The following is a 17,062-nucleotide window of genomic DNA, read 5'->3' on the forward strand; positions in this document are numbered from 1 at the left end:
ATACCACTAAATAAACTCATCAATCGCACATTGGTATCCGCGCTTCGACTCGTTTGAGCGAAGGCTGTCCAGGACGGCCGATTTGCTGTGGTCCAGATCGGGAAGGCTAAGTTTCGCCTACGGTCGCTTTGGGTCCGCGGGGCTCTTGCGAGCATTTTCGCTCATTCCGACCGCCTCCACTGCGGTGGCCATGAGCCTACTCCTCCATGAGCCAGACCCGTTGGCCGTTCAGGGACAGCAACGTGTATACAACGGGCCGTATTATGAAGGGCAACCCACCAAGATCCAGTAAACTGTCGTGGTTTGTTCGAAATCGGCAGATCTACGGGCGGGGGACCATCGAGGCGGTCGATCGAAGACCACCAATGTTCGGAGATATTACGAACTCTGCGTGGCAGCAAGGAGTGCATTCCAGCCGGCCTTGCTCATCTTGAGCCGAGGGCCAGCGGCGAGTTGCACCCAACCCTCACTACGGCCGCCGCGCAGGATCTCGCGCACCTGCGCGATGTTGACGATGGTTGAGCGGTGTACGCGAACAAACTTGCGCGGATCGAGACTGTCTGCCAGTTGCTTGATGGTTTCGCGCAACATGAAGGTTCTGGAGCCAACATGTAGGCAGGCGTAGTAATCGGCAGCTTCGATCCAATCGATTTCATCCACGTTGACGAATGAGTCCTTCGATCCATTGGGAACGATGAGGCGGCGCGGATACTCTCTGGGCACACGCGGGCCGCCACCCAGGGCAGCAAGCAGGGACATGAGCTGTTCCTGCGTCTGCAGCGCACTTTGCGATGCAAGGCGCTCCCTGACGTGGACCAGCGCCGCTTTGAGCCGTTCCGGTTCGACAGGCTTGGTGAGGTAGTCGAGCGCATGGACGTCGAAGGCTTGCAGGGCATACTGATTGTGAGCGGTGACGAACACGGTAACCGGCATGTGCGCCCTGCCTACCTGCTCGACTAGGTCAAAACCACTGCCACCGGGCATCTGGATGTCCAGAAACAGAACGTCGCAGGACTGGTCTTTGAGCGCTGCGATGACTTCCTTGTTGTTTCGGCATTCGCCGGCGACGTGGATCTCGTCGTCTGCAGTCAAAAGGAAGCGCAGACGCTCGCGCGCCAGCGGTTCGTCATCCGCAATGAGAGCTCTCAACTTCATTCAGGCTGGCTCATAGGGTATGGTGATGGCGACCTGGAACCCGCCGGCATCCAGCGGCTGGGCGCTCATATCATAGGCTTCGTTATAGAAGTGTGTGAGGCGCTCGCGCGTGTTTTTGAGGCCTATGCCATTGCCAGCTTTCAGGTGCGCACCGTGAGGCGAACCTGTGTCGCGAACTTCCAGATGCAGCCTGTCACCCTCACGCCGAACTGAGGCTTGCACTAGCCCGTTCTCCTCGCAATGAGCGATGCCGTGGCGAATGGCGTTTTCGACAATGGGCTGAAGAAGAAAGCAGGGTACGAGACAGTCGAGAGCTCCCGGATCGACCTTGATCTCGATGTGCAAACGATCGGCGAAGCGTACCTGCTCGATGGCGAGGTAGTTCTCGACTATAGCGAGTTCCTGAGAGAGAGGTACTTTTTCGGGCGTGGTGCGTTTCAGCGTGCTTTTGAGAATGGCATTCAGATGGCGGAGCATCTCTGCGGCCTGCGGCTGGCGGCCGAGATCGACAAGAGTGGTGATGGCATTGAGGGTATTAAAGAGGAAGTGTGGCTCGAGTTGCATTTGCAAAGCACGAAGCTGCGCATCGGAGAGCTGCCGCTCGAGTTCCACAGCCCGCATGGCGTCCTGCTGGGCACGAATGTGGGATTGGATCACGCCGATGATCCCGAAGATGAAGCCGTAGGTGAGGAATTCCAGCCCGAAGCGGTTAAGACTGAGCGCACTTGTCCAGATGACGAGAGCGGCTCGACCTGCGCGCCATTCCGGAGTTACGAAGGCAACGCCTCCCATCAGCAGCAGGTGTACCAGCCCAAAGGTACAACCGAGCAGCACCTGAAGTCCGATGGACAAGTGGGAGAAGCGCGAATTGGACGAGCGATATGAGCCGATGAGCCAGAGAGCGGAGGCGATGCAGCCCCACCAACCCCAAAGCGCGATTCCGTAGATGAGGGATGGCAGATGGGTAATGGAACTGCATTCGCTCGCGGTTGCCAGCGCGAGAACTCCCGCAAGAAGCAGGATGACGGTTGCGCCGGCGCCGCGAACGGAGACGCTTGGTACGCGGACGGTGTCTGATTCTGATGAAGTTGAACTTGCCAATGCGATCTCCCAATCAGGTGCTAGACTGACCGGCGCGGTGGCACCGCGGGGAAACCACCGCTGGATGCGCTCAGTGTACGCCGAGGTTTCGTTGAAGGCGACAAGATTCCAGCACTGGGCGGCTGCGAGCCAGGATGAAGACTATGCCGATAATTCATCCATTCGAAAAGGCAGGCGACGGAGCCGCTTGGCGGTTGCGGCGAAGATGGCGTTGGCGATGGCCGGCCCCGTAAGCCACACAGCCGCCTCGCCGAGCCCGTGCGGATCGTCGTGGCTTTCGATGAAGTGGGTCTCGAGTGCCGGAGCCTCAGGCATGCGCAAGACGCTGTAATCGTCGAAGTTCTTCTGCTCGGCGGCGCCATCGCGTATGGTGATGGCTTCCTGTAGAACCGAGCTCAACGTGAAGGTCATGCCGCCCTCAAGCTGAGAACGCGCGCCATTAGGGTTGATCACCTGCCCGCAATCGATGGCCATGACAAGTCGATCGACTTTAATGTTGTCGCCCCGCACCGTGACCTCTGCCACCTCCGCGATGTAAGCGTAAGTCGTGGTGCAGGCGATGCCGCGTCCTCTGCCTGGGCCGAGCGGTTTGATCCAGCCAGACTTTTCCGCCGCGAGGTCGAGGACTGCGAGTAAACGCTTCGGATCGGGCGGCGGCCCTCCCTCCCCGCCTGTCTGTGTTTGAGCAACGGGCGGCAGTTGCAGAAGGCGCTTACGGAAGAAGTAGGGATCCTGCCCGGCCGCGTGGGCCAGTTCGTCGATGAACGACTCTATCGCGAAGCCGTGAAAGGAGTTCTCGACCGAACGCCACCACGCCACGGGAACCTTGCTTGTAATGAGCGAAAATCCCGAGCGCACCAGAGGAACCGGATACGGCAGTGGCGGAGGAAGTTCTGCACCGTTGATTTTGTATTGCCCAGGCGCGCTCCAGAACGCATCGATGGCCGTATCGGCAAGATGATCGGACCATGCGACCACATTGCCATCGGCGTCCAGCGCGCCACGCATGCGCCGCATCCCGGCGGGACGATAGAAATCGTGCGTCATGTCATCTTCTCGGGTCCACATCAGTTGAACTGGGGATGAGACGTGGCGCGCAATCTGCGCAGCTTCCGTCGGAAAGTCATACTGGTAGCGGCGCCCAAAGCCTCCGCCCATCAGCGTGGTATGCACGGTGACGGCCGACTCGGGCAACTCCAGTTCCTTGGCGATGGGGCCTCGGATGGCTTCCGCTCCCTGTGATGGCGACCAAACTTCACACTTGCCATCATGCAGGTGAATGGTCGTGTTCATCGGCTCCATGCACGCGTGAGCCAGGAATGGAAACTCGTATACTGCCTCTACGCGCTTCGCCGCCGGAACGGCATCGAGCTCGACGCCGTCCGTTCCGGGAGTCCACCCCGGCGGCTTCGCAAGTGCTTGCTTCATCTGTGCATGCAAGGACTCCGTTGTTTCGCCGTAGTTCGGGCCATGATTCCAGGTAATTGCGAGCGCCTTTCGGCCCTGCATAGCGGCCCAGGTACTGTTGGCGACCACCACAACTCCGCCTGCACTGAACACGCGAAAGCCGCGGGCAGGGATCTCGAAGACCTGAAGAACTCCCGGGACGGCCAGCGCTTTGGCGGCGTTGCAGCTAGCCGGAGCACCTCCGAAAGTGGGGCAACGCGCAATCACCGCATAGACCATACCCGGTATGCGTACGTCCAAACCGAAGCATGCTTTACCCGTACACTTGGCCGGGATATCAAGGTGCGGTGTTGCACGGCCAATCAAGGTGAACTGCGAAGGATCCTTGAGCTTGATGGTTTTGGCATCTGGAAGCTGTAGGCGGCTTGCGTCTGAGACCAGTTCGCCATAAGTGAGCTTGCGCCCCGAACGGGCGTGCGAAACTTCGCTTTTGCTTGTAGCGCATTCTGATTCGGGAACACTCCACCGCCGTGCGGCCGCCGTAATCATTGCCCATCGAAGCTGGGCGCCCGCACGGCGCAATGGAAGGTAGTTCGACCGCACGCTGCCGCTCCCGCCCGTCCCCTTAGTCGCATCGGATTGCACGACCGAGACACGTCCCCAGTCCAGATCGGCTTCCTCGGCCAAAAGCATTGGAAGCGACGTGTACACGCCCTGGCCCATCTCCGATTGCGCGAGGACCAACTCTGCGCTGCTGTCCGGCTTAATGTGAATCCACGTATTGAATGGGTTGGTACCGCTCTCCACCACGCCGGCGGTGTCCTGGGCAGCCGAATCGAGGCGAAATCCGATGACGAGGGTGCCGCCCACCAGAGCGGCGGAAGTACCGAGAAAGCCTCGGCGGCTGAGCTTCACGGTCTTACCTCCTGTGCTGCGCGGTGAATGGCCTTGCGAATGCGGAAGTAGGTAGCGCATCGGCAGATGTTGCCGCCCATGGCATCGTCTATCTGTGCGTCGCTTGGATGGGGATTCGAGGCCAGTAGTGCGGCCGCCGACATGATCTGGCCGGATTGGCAGTAGCCGCATTGCGGCGCCTGCTCGGCGATCCACGCCGCCTGCACGGGATGCAAACCCCCATCCCCGAGTCCCTCGATCGTAGTGACCTTCTGCGCGCCAACCTCAACTATGGGCGTCAGGCACGAGCGCACGGCCTTGCCATCGAGATGAACCGTGCAAGCTCCGCACATCCCAATGCCACAGCCATATTTCGTGCCCGTGAGTTCCAGCAAATCACGCAAAGCCCATAGCAATGGCATGGTGCCGTCGGTTTCGATGTTGCGGAGTTCACCGTTCACATGTAACGCATAGGACACCATCTTCATCTCCATAGCCAAGCTTGCAGCATCAACACTGCCGACCGCCAGAGGTTTGCAGCGAACAGTGGAAGTTGTGCAGCCAGGATCGCCGAACTAACGAGGCTGGAGAGTACGGTGAGACTGAATGCATACGCAATAAGAAAGGGGCTAGGAATCCGCGATCCAGTTGACGTAAAAGTCGCCAAATCGGACATTTGCCCGTCGGGAGCCATAAACCGGCTGCGAGGAGGCTGCTACAGTTGGCTACAGTTGAAGCGCCACAACTAATCTGTCTGGTGTTCAAGGGTGTTGCGATACCCGCGGAGTGGCAGCGCAACAAAAGCGGTATATCCGGCTCGGCAACACCCCTAGGCATCTTGTTGAACCAAGTGTGTAGTATTAAGGAGCTTAAGGAACGCAACACCTTCCCCAACTACCTCTAATCAGACATAAAGTCTAGGGGTGATTTGGATGCGGTCCGTAATAGCGCCAGTTGGTTGTGTAGTTCCGTGTGAGCCTTAGGTTTTCGAGATCGGCACGCAGGATCTCAATGGGCATTGTATTTTCATGCAGGATTGCATCGTGGAACTCGCGTTCGGTCATCTTCTTGGTATCGACGAGTTCATGCCGGAGAGCACGTAATTGCAGCGCTCCCATTAGATAGGCACACTGATACAGGGGACCAACCGAGCCGTCAAAGGAACGTCGTACTTCAGCGGTAGCGTTGTCCGGTTCGAAACCGACAGCATCGATCAAAAACTTTACACACTCCTGCGGTGCCCACTTTCCCAAGTGAAAATTCATCGTGAAGATTACACGTGCTGACCGATGCATGCGCCAGACTAAAGCTCCGACGCGCTCTTCGGGTGTACGGTTAAATCCTTTGTCCCAGAAGAGCATTTCCCAGTAAAGAGAATTCCCTTCTATCCAGAAGGGCGTCCAGAATGCTTCGCGATATGGACGATAACGGGCATTCATATAGAACTGGAGAAAGTGTCCGGGAATCATCTCGTGAAAGGCGGTGGCGTGAGCAAAGGGAATGTTGTTGCCTCTCATACTCATCTCACGCTGATCGAAGGTCATCGTGTCGGTCGGATACGAGACGCTAATTTCATCGCCACCAGTGAAAAACGGATTTACGAGCTGACGCTCTGGAGTCATCATGATCATGCGCCAGGTCTCATCAGCTAGAGGTGGCACGGTGACCAAATCGTTCTTTTTGACGAAGTCGCTTCCTTCAATTACGAATTTGCGGATGAGTTCCGGCTGTTCTCCCGGTGCAACGTGCATCGTCTTTACTTTTTCGACAGCGGCATGCCAGTCATTACCAAATCCCATCTCCTGTGAGGCTTTGAGCATCTCTTTCATGCACCAGTCGTATTCGGTCTGGGCTATGGCGATTAGCTCCTCCGGTGTATATGGAATAAGTGTGTCCTGAAGCTCTGCCATGAGGGCCTCATGCCCAACGGGATCGCCGATAATTGTTGTCTTGTCATCAGGAGCGATTCCAACCAGCTTTTCCTTCAGAAATGCCGAATAGGCATCGAGGGCCTTGTCTGTATTGCGGAAGGGCTGGTCAACCCACCAGGTGAAGAGTGGATCGTAGCCGTGGTATTGTTCGAACCAACCGTGCAAAGCATCGCGAAGCTCTCGGGTTGCGTTTACTGCGCGATTGGCAACAACGGGATTAACCTTCGGTTTCGTATTAGTACCCGTAACGGGTACTAATTCTCGACGTGCAACTTCAATCTGCCGTACGATTCCAGTCAGAATTGCTGCAGTCTTTTCTGGGTCTGGTCTCTGCATTCGTCGCTTGGCATCGAGCAAGGCTTCGATGTCTTTGGCGAACGGCAAAAGGGGTGACATCCCATTGATCTGCTTCTGTCGAATTGCCAAACGATGTTGTTGCGAGACTAGTTGGTTGTGAAGCAGGAGGTAGTCAATCTGATCTGCGTGTGACAGATGCTCAAAGTCAATGGTTTCTAGTGAGTGCAGTTCGTCAGAATAAAACTTCTGGAAGCGTGCGATATGCGAAGCTGAAATGTCGAGAGAATACGTTTGTTGCAGGCTCATGCTATCTGCCGAAAACTGCTCAATGATTGGACGCATGATGGGGTCGCCTGGGCTCAATGCCTTTGCTTCGCCATTTGCCTGCCAGATGCTCACGGCTGCTATCATGGCTGAACCACAAACGTATCTTTTCCACGTTAATCGCATATGTTCCCTTCCCTCTGTGGTACCCGATCAGACGGAGATCAATCGATTGGGCTTTCATTTATTGAGCATTCGAGTACTCAAGGTCTTGGTCTGATCTCTCAACCAATCGTGAAGACTGCCACGTTCGGAATGCCTTATGCTCCGGTAGACACAGGAGCATAAGGCAGTAGGAAAGCTACTTTGCAGATTCCGAGGCAGCTGGCTTTTGTGTAAACAAACGCACGCCAAAGACAGGACCTGCAGTCGAGCGATTGTGAGGAACGAAACGTACCTTGATGACTGCCTTATTCTTTGTAAGCGCCTCAGGGACCGGGTACTCTACATCGAAGAACTTGCCAGGCTTATCATTCTTCAGCTGTTGCGATGCCAGCAGGACGTTGTCGATCAGGATATCGAAATTCTGGCCTCGTTCGTCTCCCCAATATGTGGCCATTAAGACCAGTAGACCTGGTTTCGTCTTCATGGTGAATTCGAAGTATCCACCAGAGCGGGCGTCGCGTCCCTGGCGTCCTCGATAGCTTACGGGATAGGAGATCTCAGAGATCAGATTGTGATCGCGTTCCGGTTGCATTTCTCCCAGATGCATTACGTCAACCGAGCGTGCTGCAATATCGCGTTGATGAGCCTGCTCCGCCAGGAAGGATGCTTGCTCGGCCTTCCACCCTGCTTCACTGAAGCGCTTGAAGTACACAGCGCTTCGACGCTCGTACTGACTGTAGAAGGGCACAAAGTTAAGATCGGCAGGACGGATTACACCGTGTGTCTCATAGGTGACACCTTCCGCTTTTGTACTGGGCTTGAAGCCCTTCAGCAGGTTTTCCCCTACCATGGCAGGATCAGCGCTGTTCCATTCCTGCTTGACAGAACCAAGGTCGGCTGCGAGAACCATGGGCCCGTGAAGAATAGCAATTGTATTTGCATCTCCCGGCGTGGATTCGATACGTAACTCCAGCGGGAACGAAATGCCTATCACATCGCCCTGCTTCCAATTGCGGTTCACTATCGCATATCCGCTGTTCATGGTTGGAGTGACCTCTTGGCCGTTTACCGTCACGGAAGCTTTGCCCTTTGCCCATCCTGGCACCCGCAGCGCTATGGCAAACTTGTCTGTTTTGCCGAGGCTGGTTAACGTCAGATGGGATTCTGGTTGCATGGGGTACTTCGTTTCCAGTTTGATTCTGGCGTTACGTGTAGCCCAGCTAGCTTCGGCGGGGATATACAGGTTAACCAGCAACGTGTCGCTTCCCTCCCAGAAGATCGATTCGCCATGCTTTGCATGGCTCTCCATGCCACTGCCCACACAACACCAGAAGGCATCTTCTGTCGGACTTGAATATTCGCGTACAGACCCTGTCATTAGCGGCGTCATATAGGTAAAGCCTCCGGTAGCCGGATTTTGTGCAGCCATGACGTGATTCAGATGCGCTCGTTCGTAGTAATCGAAATATGCTCCATCGGGTTTCCAACTATAAAGTTGTCGCGTGAGCTTCAGCATGTTGTAGGTATTACAGTGCTCACAGGTCTGCTCGGTGATATGTGCCGCAAGAGTATCGGGTTCTGAGAAATACTCGCGGTCCGCATTGCCGCCGATCACATAACTGTGGTGCTCCGTGACTGCAGTCCAGAAGGAACTAGCCGCACGTGCCGGTTCCGGCTTGCCATTAAGCTCATGGATTCGCGCTAAACCGATAAGTTTAGGGACCTGGGTATTAGCATGAAAATTCGCTAGTTTGTCCTCTCCTGCAACCAAGGGATCGAGAACCTTGCGGTCGTAGATGCGCTGAGCCAAGTCAAGCCAGCGCTTGTTGCCTGTTCTCACTGAGAGTTCGGCAAAGCTTTCGTTGATGCCACCGTATTCGGTATTCAACATCTGTTGCAGGTGCTCGTCATCGAGCGCGTCAAAGACTCGTCCAAAGTATTCTGCCAATCCCACCAATACCTTAAGTGCCTTTGGATTACTCCAACTCCCATGGACATCGAGCAGCCCTGCCATGAGTTTATGGACTGTATAAAGAGGAGACCAGGAGCCATTGAGATCGAAGCCTCCGGAGTGGATCTCACCGCGCATCACTTCTGCGAAGATCACTTCCCCATCAACGATTTTTCCATCTTTGCCTTTGCGGCCTAGAGCTCCCACATAGCCAGTGCCCCGCGCTGTCTGGGCTCGTTCCAATTCCTCAACAATATAATCTGCGCGAGCCCGGCATTCCTTGTCTCCCGTCTGCTCAAAAGTGAGGACCAGTGCCGAGAGGTAGTGGCCAAGAGTATGTCCGGCTATCGTGTCACTCTCCCATCCGCCATAGATCTCTCCCTTTGGTGGAAGCCCCGCATATTTCAGAAAATTGTGTAGAAAGCGATCTGCACTGAGGCTCAACAGATATTTTCGGTTTACCTCTACGGCTGTGGCGTAGTCGGATGGGAGCAATCGTACTGCTGACAAAGGAAGAGGCTTGGCTGTTCCCGGAAGCCCCGGCCCATTAACAGCGTGAGCCACTTTAGGTCCCAGATTGGTTGCTAGAACAGCGGCCGTACCCAACAAAAATTCCCGGCGATTCGCTTGCATCGAATGTTTCCTTTGCAAATAGCTTCGCCGTCAGCTGGTCGAGCAGACGGCGGATATCGAGAGCAGACGAAATCGTGAGAAATTACCCTTAGCGCCATTTCCTCAAGCAATTGCGGGCCTGTTCACGAAAACGCTCTGCGTTAAAGGAACCACTTTCACAACGGGAAAGTAGATCTTCGGTTCCCTGGCTATAAATAACTAAAATCCATCGAATGACTTTGCCCCAACTGGTGAGGAGTGGCGAAGCCGCATTGAGTCTTTAAAGTGTCAAATTTTATTTTGTATACAACAATGTATGCACTGTCAACGAAACTTTATACGTAATTTGGTCTTTCTTATTCAGAATCTTGGGGCCTGTCCTGTTCCGTTCAGAGGTGAACCTTCATCATAAGCAGATCGAAGCAGGCAATCATCAAGGCGATTTTATGTAATCCATTCCGAATTTCGTTCAATCTCTCCCTGCTTCCTTCGTTCCATATCGAGACCGGAAATCAGCAGTTTCTGAGATATTGAAAACCTCAGTCACAAGACGCCGCGCGTCGTTACCGCCCTTTGAATCCGTATAACCACTCAAAAGGGTTATATTCCCCAAGCTCGATCTAGGGTTTTGTTCTGCCTTTGCGGTCTCTAGGATTTAGCAGTCTTCAACTGCAATGATCAATCAATCTACGTGAGGGTGGTATGAATCTGTTTTTACGTTTGGCGCAGCCGATTGCACGAATCTTGATTGCCAGTGCCTTTCTATTGAATGGATTTGGAGTAATTGATCAAGGCATTCCGGCAAAGGAACTTTTAGCTCGCGGTGTTCCCGCATCTCTGGTTCCTATGGTTATGATTGCGGGAAGAGCCGTTGAGTTGACAGGCGGTTTCGCTCTTGCCTTTGGGCTATACCCTCAGCTTGCCTCTCTTGCTCTGCTTGTTTTCTTGATTCCCGCTACTTTCGTGTCGCATTCATTTTGGGAGGCTTTCGGAACTCCGGCATTTCAGGGGCAGATGATCAATTTTTTCAAAAACTTTGCGATCTGGGGCGGGTTGCTTTTTATTGCTGGAACCAAACTGCAGACTGTCTCCGCATCGTATAAAGGTCGAATCTCGGAAAAATAGTTAATTCAATCACCCCTCTGCCTTTCGAAAAATCGTCAAGGTGGAGGAGTATCTATTTACGCGTCTGTGTCTTAGGCAAGATGGCCCACTTCTCTGGTTCTCCTGAATACGCCAATAAGTAAGTAAAACAATTACATATTATTTTGACTGCTTTATCCTCAGCAAGTCGATGGTCCTCCCTCAAATGGGTAGTTTAAATGTTCCCCAATCGAGTGTTTCGCCTTTATGGAGACCGTTCGACAATCTCTTTGGTGTTTATTTAGGTCCATAGCGACCTTCACTAGCCAACGCAAGAATACGACCGGAGTGCCAACCACAATGCCGGGCTGGCGCACGAAATAAGTTTGCAAAAGCGGAGGAACGATGAGTTTGAAACCACGTAGCGAAAAAGGCTTACTTACACCGGATAATTGTGTGGTCACTCTGATTGACCACCAACCCCAGATGCTATTCGGAGTAACAAGCATAGACAGGCAATCGCTGATCAATAATGTTGTCGGCTTTGCCAAGGCAGCCAAGATATTCGATGTTCCGCTCATTCTGAGCACCGTTGAAACCAAGTCCTTCAGCGGGAATCTCTGGCCTCAACTCCAGGCTATCTATCCCCAGCAGACTCCTATTGAACGGAGCAGCATGAATTCATGGGATGACGCAAACTTTGTTGCCGCAGTAAAGAAAACCGGGAAGAAGAAGATTGTTCTCGCCGGCCTGTGGACACAGGTATGCGTTACCTTTCCGACGATTCAGGCAATCAATGATGGCTACGAAGTCTATGTCGTCGAAGACCTTTGCGGAGATCTAGACCAGAAGACACATGAAGCCGCGATGCGCCGGGTGGAACAGGCTGGGGCAAAACCTGTCACCTGGATTCAGGTCATGCTCGAGTGGCAGCGTGATTGGGCTCAGAAGGAAACCTACAACGCGGTCATGGATGTAGTGAAGCACCATGCCGGGGCTTACGGAATGGGCGTTGAATACGCCTACACGATGGTCCACGACGCGGCTCCGAGTGTATATCCAGGTTGGGAAGTTCCTGCCGAGCTGGTTCATAGCTAGAGACCCCAAGCAGGACCGCTATTTATCTCGGTCCTGCTTCCCTTCCCCGCTAACCGTGACGCAGGAGGCAACAATGCTACCCGAAAAGATTTTCTATAACGGAAAGATTGCAACGAATACGAAGCCTTACTTCGTTCAGGCGCTTGCGATTGCAGACGGAAAGATCTGTGCAATCGGAAGCAATGATAATGTTTTGCCCTTACGCGGTTCTCAAACCGAGGTGATTGATCTTGGTGGGCGCACCATCATTCCTGGACTCAATGATTCGCATCTGCACATTATTCGTGGTGGCCTCCACTACAACATGGAGTTGCGTTGGGATGGCGTTCCTTCTTTGGCAGACGCATTGCGGATGTTAAAGGAACAGGCACAGCGCACGCCTTCGCCACAGTGGGTTCGGGTTGTCGGCGGTTGGAATGAATTCCAATTTGCTGAAAAGCGTATGCCGACGCTGGAAGAGATCAATGCCGTATCACCGGATACTCCGGTTTTTGTTCTGCATCTTTATGATCGTGCTTTTCTCAATGCAGCTGCCCTTCGGGCTGTAGGTTACACAAAGGATTCGCCGAATCCTCCAGGCGGCGAAATTCAGCGAGACAAGAAAGGTAATCCAACCGGATTGCTGATCGCTCGGCCAAATGCCGGAATTCTCTACTCAACTCTCGCGAAGGGTCCAGTTTTGAACTATGAAGATCAGCTCATCTCTACCCGCCACTTTATGCGAGAGCTGAACCGTCTGGGTATCACAAGCGCTATCGATGCGGGGGGAGGTTTTCAGAATTACCCCAATGATTACAAGGTTATAGAAGAGCTGCACCGCAAAAAGCAGATGAGTGTGCGCATTGCTTATAACCTCTTCACGCAGAGACCCAAGCAGGAGTTCGACGATTTTCAGAACTGGACCTCGACAGTCAAGCTTCATCAGGGAGACCAGATGTTCCGTCTGAATGGTGCTGGCGAAATGCTCGTCTTTTCTGCCGCAGACTTTGAGGACTTTCTGGAACCGCGGCCCGATTTGGATGGGGGGCTGGAGAAAGAACTAGAGCAGGTAGTCCGTTTGCTTGTCGAGAAAAGATGGCCTTTTCGACTGCATGCCACCTACAACGAATCAATCGAACGTTTCCTGACTGTCTTTGAAAAAGTGAACAAAGATATTCCGTTCGACGGTCTTCACTGGTTCTTTGATCATGCAGAAACCATCAGCGATAGGAATATAGAACGCGTAGCGGCTCTGCAGGGAGGAATTGCAGTTCAGCACCGAATGGCATTTCAAGGTGAGTACTTTGTTGGCCGATATGGAGCCGAGGCTGCCAGGCGAACCCCTCCGATCCGTCGCATGCTTGAGTTAGGACTTCCAGTTGGTGCAGGCACAGATGCGACCAGAGTTGCTAGTTACAACCCCTATGTTTCTCTTTATTGGCTGATATCTGGAAAAACAGTTGGAGGATTGGAGCTCTATTCCGAAAACAACCGGATGTCGCGGGAAGAAGCGCTTCGCCTTTATACCCAAGGTAGCAGCTGGTTCTCCACGGAAGACGGCAGCAAAGGTGGACTCTTTGTTGGTCAGCTCGCAGATTTTGCGGTGTTGACAGCAGACTATTTCAGCATTCCAGAGGAAGAGATTAAAGATCTACAGTCTGCCTTGACCGTAGTCGGTGGCGAAGTTGTTTATGCCAATAGGGATTTTGAGAATCAAGCACCGTCACCACTTCCCTCAGCTCAGGATTGGGCTCCTACATTGCATTACGGAGGATATTACAACCCTCTTACTCCTGTGTATGCAGCTCAAGATCACGCGTGCCGGCATCATGCTCACAAGAGTCATGCTTCTCAAGGACGTCTGGGGGAGGCGATTTGGGGCTTAGGTTGTGAATGCTTTGCATTCTGAAGCAACAGGAGATCGAGATGACTAAATTCATTCTGGGGCTCGTTATTAGTTTTGCCGTGGGGGCGGGATGTCGTTTCTTCGACATACCGGTTGGCAGTCCACCTGTTCTTCCCGGAGCTCTTCTAGTTCTGGCCATGACTCTTGGCTACACCTCATCGAATGCGGTTCTCAATCGCCGCAATAAACCCGCAACGACTTCCCATCTTTGCGGTGGCCCTACGGGAGCAACCGCCGAACGAATACAGGAGAGGGCATCTGTCGATTCTCCCTATGTGTTGCGTGACAAGGAGAGTAAAGGTATATGAGACGTTTCTCTTTTTCCCATCTTTTGCTGATAACTTCTCTTCTATGGGGACAAGCTTCTCTGTCCCTGGGGCAGGCTGCCGAGACAACTCCGACGCTGCCTGTCACGGTGTTAATGCAGAGCCCTGCGGATACCAAGACAGATCTGCAGATCTTCTGTCTATTTCGATCCTCTCCAGAGAACACGTTGCACGGATCGCTCATAGAGACCAATGAAAAACTTCATGGCCTACTTGATGAAATCCGCAAGCCTGGTCTTTTTAACGGAGATCTTGGCGAGACCATTCTGCTGACGCCTCCTCCAGGAACTCTGACGGCCAAGAAGGTACTCATTGTCGGTCTTGGAGATTCGGCGACCTTTACTCCCGAGCGCATGTATCAGGTTGGCAAGATTGCCCTGCGCGAAGCAAACCGTCTTGGTATTGCCCATCCCTTTTTTGCTCCAACGATTCTGGATGGCGGTGTCACGAAGTACACAACAGGACAGGTGGCAGAGCAGGTAGTTCGTGGGTTTCGCGATGCACTTTCTACAGAAACTGTATTGCGTAAAGGGAATGCAACAGAGGCCACAGCAGTTACAGACGTTACCTATCTCGCGGGAACAAAATATGCCAAAGACACGCAAGGCGGAATCGATCGCGCCTTGGGAACTTCATCTCACTAATTTGCTACAACCTTAAATAGAAAGATGTAATCGTGATACGAGCTACCTCCGCAATGGGATTCATCATAATATCGGTATTTGCTTTTGCGGGTCCTCTTGCGGGGCTCGTCTCCGCTGGAAAGCTGGAGGCGCAGACTAGCCTGAGCGCTCATCAAACGCCTCCGGCAAGACCGTCTTATCAGATACTGCGTTTCGAGGAGGACTGGAGTTATCTAGCCAATCTAGCCAATCGCGCAGATTGGCTAGATCCCATTAAATACATTCCTTTCGGCCGGACTTCTGGTTCTCCATATTTATCGATTGGAGGCGAGTTCCGCAATGTATATGAACGCGTCCAAAATGACAATTGGGGTGGAACTCCTTACGCCACGAATCAATTTTCTCTTCAGCGCTACCAATTGCATTTTGATACGCACGTTAACAAGAGAATACGTTTCTTTATTCAGTTCGAAAGCGGTCTTGAGCAAGGCCGAAAGGGCGGACCTCGACCAATTGACCTAAAGCGTCTGGACTTTCTTAACGCATTCGTTGATCTAGGCGTTGGGCCCCGGGTACATCCGGTAACGGTAAGGACGGGAAGACAAGAACTGAACTTTGGATCCGGCCGGCTTGTTGCCGTAAGAGAAGGTCCTAATGTACGCCAGAGCTTTTACGGATTTCGCGTCAGTAATCATCTGGGTCTATGGCAGACAGATGCTTTTGCTGTTCGCCCTGCTGTCGATAATCACGGATACTTCAATAATGTTCCGAATCATGCGACACAGTTCTGGGGCATCTTCGCAACCCGTTCATGGAGTAAGCAAAATAGGAATTTGCTGGATATCTATTATTTCGGCCTGGATCGTAAAAGTGCGACATTCAATCAGGGTACAGGTCGCGAGATTCGGCACACGGTCGGAGGTCGAATAGCCACTCCCTCTCCGGTTGCAACGTCTGGCCGTACAGCTATTCCTCATTTTGATATTGAGGCCGTTTATCAATTCGGCTCTTTTGGATCCGGCGACATCCGCGCCTGGACAACTGCTGGTGAGTTTGGGTATATGTTGCCCAAGCTTCCCTTTACTCCGCGTCTGGGAATGCGGGCAGATATTTCGAGCGGCGATAGCAGTCCCAAAAATAAGGATTTGCAAACCTTTAATGCGCTCTTCCCGATCGGTAATTATTTCGGTGTCCTGGCAGATACCGGACCAGGACCGGTAAACTTTCGTGATCTCCATCCGGATATGCGTCTGAACCTGCCCCATGCTGTGAGTGTTGATGCGGACTGGGTCATTTGGTGGAGACAGAGTAAGAACGATGGCGTTTATGGAGTTCCGGGAAATCTTCTGGTTCGATCGGGCAAGAGCAATGCGAGTTTTGTTGGTCATCGCCCTGGAATAGAAGTCCGCTGGCAGATTGATCGGCACCTTTATCTGCAAGGAGATTATGGTGTGTTTTTTTCAGGACCATTCTTACGCCAATCGGGCTACGGCAAGAATCTGAACTATACATCATTATGGTTTGGCTATAAGTTCTGACAACGGCGGATCTCGATGAATGAACAGTCTCTCAGCGAAACAGCATTGCACGCATCCTTACTTCTTTTGACCTTCATTACCGGAATCGTGGATGCTGCAAGCTTTGTTGCCATGGGCCATGTGTTTACAGCCAACATGACAGGCAATGTCGTTTTCCTGGCATTTGCATTTGCGGGAGTGAAGGAGCTTTCCGTCGGCCGATCATTAACGGCTCTCGCTGCTTCTCTGCTAGGTGGTGTCATCGCAGGACGGGTAGATTTGGCCTTGAGCCGGCATCGACGGAGATATTGGCTTGCTGTGGCGCTTGCCCTGGAAGCTGTACTTCTGCTAATTGCCTCTTTTGTCACTCATGGGTATGCTTCGGATTTACAACTTCCACCTGTTCCTCTCTATTGGGTCATTGCGCTGACGGCTCTGGGGATGGGGATTCGTAATGGAACGATAAGAAAGCTTGCTATTCCGGAGCTGACAACGACAGTTCTTACGCTTACGGTCGCTGGACTTGCCTCCGAGTCCTCGTTGGGGGGAGGTACGAATCCACGCTGGAAAAGGCGCATTGCTTCAATTGTGATGATGTTTCTGGGAGCTGCTTCCGGAGTCCTTCTTTTGCGCCATTCTCTCTTTACTCTACTGACTATCACTGCTCTGCTTTCGGGGCTCTGTGCCGCAATACAGATTTATCGCAATGACACATTACAAGAGATAAAGCTACTGACTGCAAAGCAGAGCTAG

The 17,062-nt window shown here is 53.0% G+C and carries 13 protein-coding genes; 7 read left to right on the plus strand and 6 right to left on the minus strand.

Annotated elements, in window-relative coordinates; genetic code table 11:
* Window positions 1–378: 378 nt before the first annotated feature.
* From AC6I7T_RS30280 to AC6I7T_RS30305, 6 genes are all read right to left on the minus strand, one after another.
* The gene (locus AC6I7T_RS30280; protein ID WP_497795091.1) at window positions 379–1,155 is read right to left on the minus strand and encodes a LytR/AlgR family response regulator transcription factor; all 777 of its coding nucleotides are present in this window, start codon (window positions 1,153–1,155) and stop codon (window positions 379–381) included.
* Window positions 1,156–2,256, minus strand: coding sequence for a sensor histidine kinase (locus tag AC6I7T_RS30285; RefSeq protein ID WP_497795092.1), 1,101 nt, complete (start codon window positions 2,254–2,256; stop codon window positions 1,156–1,158).
* Between the two features lie 141 nt (window positions 2,257–2,397).
* Window positions 2,398–4,578 (minus strand): xanthine dehydrogenase family protein molybdopterin-binding subunit, encoded by a 2,181-nt coding sequence (locus AC6I7T_RS30290; RefSeq protein WP_497795094.1) that lies wholly within the window; start codon window positions 4,576–4,578, stop codon window positions 2,398–2,400.
* The gene (locus AC6I7T_RS30295) at window positions 4,575–5,039 is read right to left on the minus strand and encodes a (2Fe-2S)-binding protein (protein WP_497795095.1); all 465 of its coding nucleotides are present in this window, start codon (window positions 5,037–5,039) and stop codon (window positions 4,575–4,577) included. The genes AC6I7T_RS30290 and AC6I7T_RS30295 overlap by 4 nt, the downstream gene beginning before the upstream one ends.
* 435 nt (window positions 5,040–5,474) lie before the next feature.
* Window positions 5,475–7,235, minus strand: a complete 1,761-nt coding sequence (locus tag AC6I7T_RS30300; RefSeq protein WP_497795097.1) for a DUF885 family protein — start codon at window positions 7,233–7,235, stop codon at window positions 5,475–5,477.
* A gap of 175 nt (window positions 7,236–7,410) precedes the next feature.
* Window positions 7,411–9,798, minus strand: coding sequence for a beta-L-arabinofuranosidase domain-containing protein (locus AC6I7T_RS30305; RefSeq protein ID WP_497795098.1), 2,388 nt, complete (start codon window positions 9,796–9,798; stop codon window positions 7,411–7,413).
* Between the two features lie 681 nt (window positions 9,799–10,479).
* On the opposite strand from AC6I7T_RS30305, the gene AC6I7T_RS30310 reads away from it, so the two are divergent.
* The 7 genes from AC6I7T_RS30310 to AC6I7T_RS30340 all read left to right on the plus strand — a co-directional run bounded on the left by AC6I7T_RS30310 (window position 10,480) and on the right by AC6I7T_RS30340 (window position 17,062).
* Entirely contained in the window at window positions 10,480–10,902 is a 423-nt protein-coding gene (locus tag AC6I7T_RS30310; protein ID WP_497795099.1) for a DoxX family protein, read from the plus strand.
* A gap of 363 nt (window positions 10,903–11,265) precedes the next feature.
* Window positions 11,266–11,958, plus strand: a complete 693-nt coding sequence (locus AC6I7T_RS30315; protein ID WP_497795101.1) for a hydrolase — start codon at window positions 11,266–11,268, stop codon at window positions 11,956–11,958.
* A 73-nt stretch (window positions 11,959–12,031) separates the two neighbouring features.
* Entirely contained in the window at window positions 12,032–13,846 is a 1,815-nt protein-coding gene (locus AC6I7T_RS30320; RefSeq protein WP_497795102.1) for an amidohydrolase, read from the plus strand.
* A 17-nt stretch (window positions 13,847–13,863) separates the two neighbouring features.
* A complete protein-coding gene (locus tag AC6I7T_RS30325; protein ID WP_497795103.1) occupies window positions 13,864–14,151 on the plus strand; it encodes a DUF1427 family protein in 288 nt (95 codons plus the stop codon).
* The gene (locus AC6I7T_RS30330) at window positions 14,148–14,813 is read left to right on the plus strand and encodes a M17 family peptidase N-terminal domain-containing protein (protein WP_497795104.1); all 666 of its coding nucleotides are present in this window, start codon (window positions 14,148–14,150) and stop codon (window positions 14,811–14,813) included. Before AC6I7T_RS30325 ends, AC6I7T_RS30330 begins: the two co-directional genes overlap by 4 nt.
* Before the next feature lie 53 nt (window positions 14,814–14,866).
* Entirely contained in the window at window positions 14,867–16,330 is a 1,464-nt protein-coding gene (locus tag AC6I7T_RS30335; RefSeq protein ID WP_497795105.1) for an alginate export family protein, read from the plus strand.
* Window positions 16,331–16,345: 15 nt separating this feature from the next.
* Complete coding sequence (locus AC6I7T_RS30340) at window positions 16,346–17,062, plus strand: YoaK family protein (protein WP_497795107.1); 717 nt, start codon at window positions 16,346–16,348, stop codon at window positions 17,060–17,062.

The organism is Humiphilus diazotrophicus, from assembly GCF_059726315.1.

Bases quoted from the DNA above. Each gene is read 5' to 3' on its own strand.
- AC6I7T_RS30280 (WP_497795091.1), bottom strand. From the start codon at position 1,155: ATGAAGTTGAGAGCTCTCATTGCGGATGACGAACCGCTGGCGCGCGAG.
- AC6I7T_RS30295 (WP_497795095.1), bottom strand. From the start codon at position 5,039: ATGGTGTCCTATGCGTTACATGTGAACGGTGAACTCCGCAACATCGAA.
- AC6I7T_RS30300 (WP_497795097.1), bottom strand. From the start codon at position 7,235: ATGCGATTAACGTGGAAAAGATACGTTTGTGGTTCAGCCATGATAGCA.
- AC6I7T_RS30305 (WP_497795098.1), bottom strand. From the start codon at position 9,798: ATGCAAGCGAATCGCCGGGAATTTTTGTTGGGTACGGCCGCTGTTCTA.
- AC6I7T_RS30310 (WP_497795099.1), top strand. From the start codon at position 10,480: ATGAATCTGTTTTTACGTTTGGCGCAGCCGATTGCACGAATCTTGATT.
- AC6I7T_RS30315 (WP_497795101.1), top strand. From the start codon at position 11,266: ATGAGTTTGAAACCACGTAGCGAAAAAGGCTTACTTACACCGGATAAT.
- AC6I7T_RS30320 (WP_497795102.1), top strand. From the start codon at position 12,032: ATGCTACCCGAAAAGATTTTCTATAACGGAAAGATTGCAACGAATACG.
- AC6I7T_RS30325 (WP_497795103.1), top strand. From the start codon at position 13,864: ATGACTAAATTCATTCTGGGGCTCGTTATTAGTTTTGCCGTGGGGGCG.
- AC6I7T_RS30330 (WP_497795104.1), top strand. From the start codon at position 14,148: ATGAGACGTTTCTCTTTTTCCCATCTTTTGCTGATAACTTCTCTTCTA.
- AC6I7T_RS30335 (WP_497795105.1), top strand. From the start codon at position 14,867: ATGGGATTCATCATAATATCGGTATTTGCTTTTGCGGGTCCTCTTGCG.
- AC6I7T_RS30340 (WP_497795107.1), top strand. From the start codon at position 16,346: ATGAATGAACAGTCTCTCAGCGAAACAGCATTGCACGCATCCTTACTT.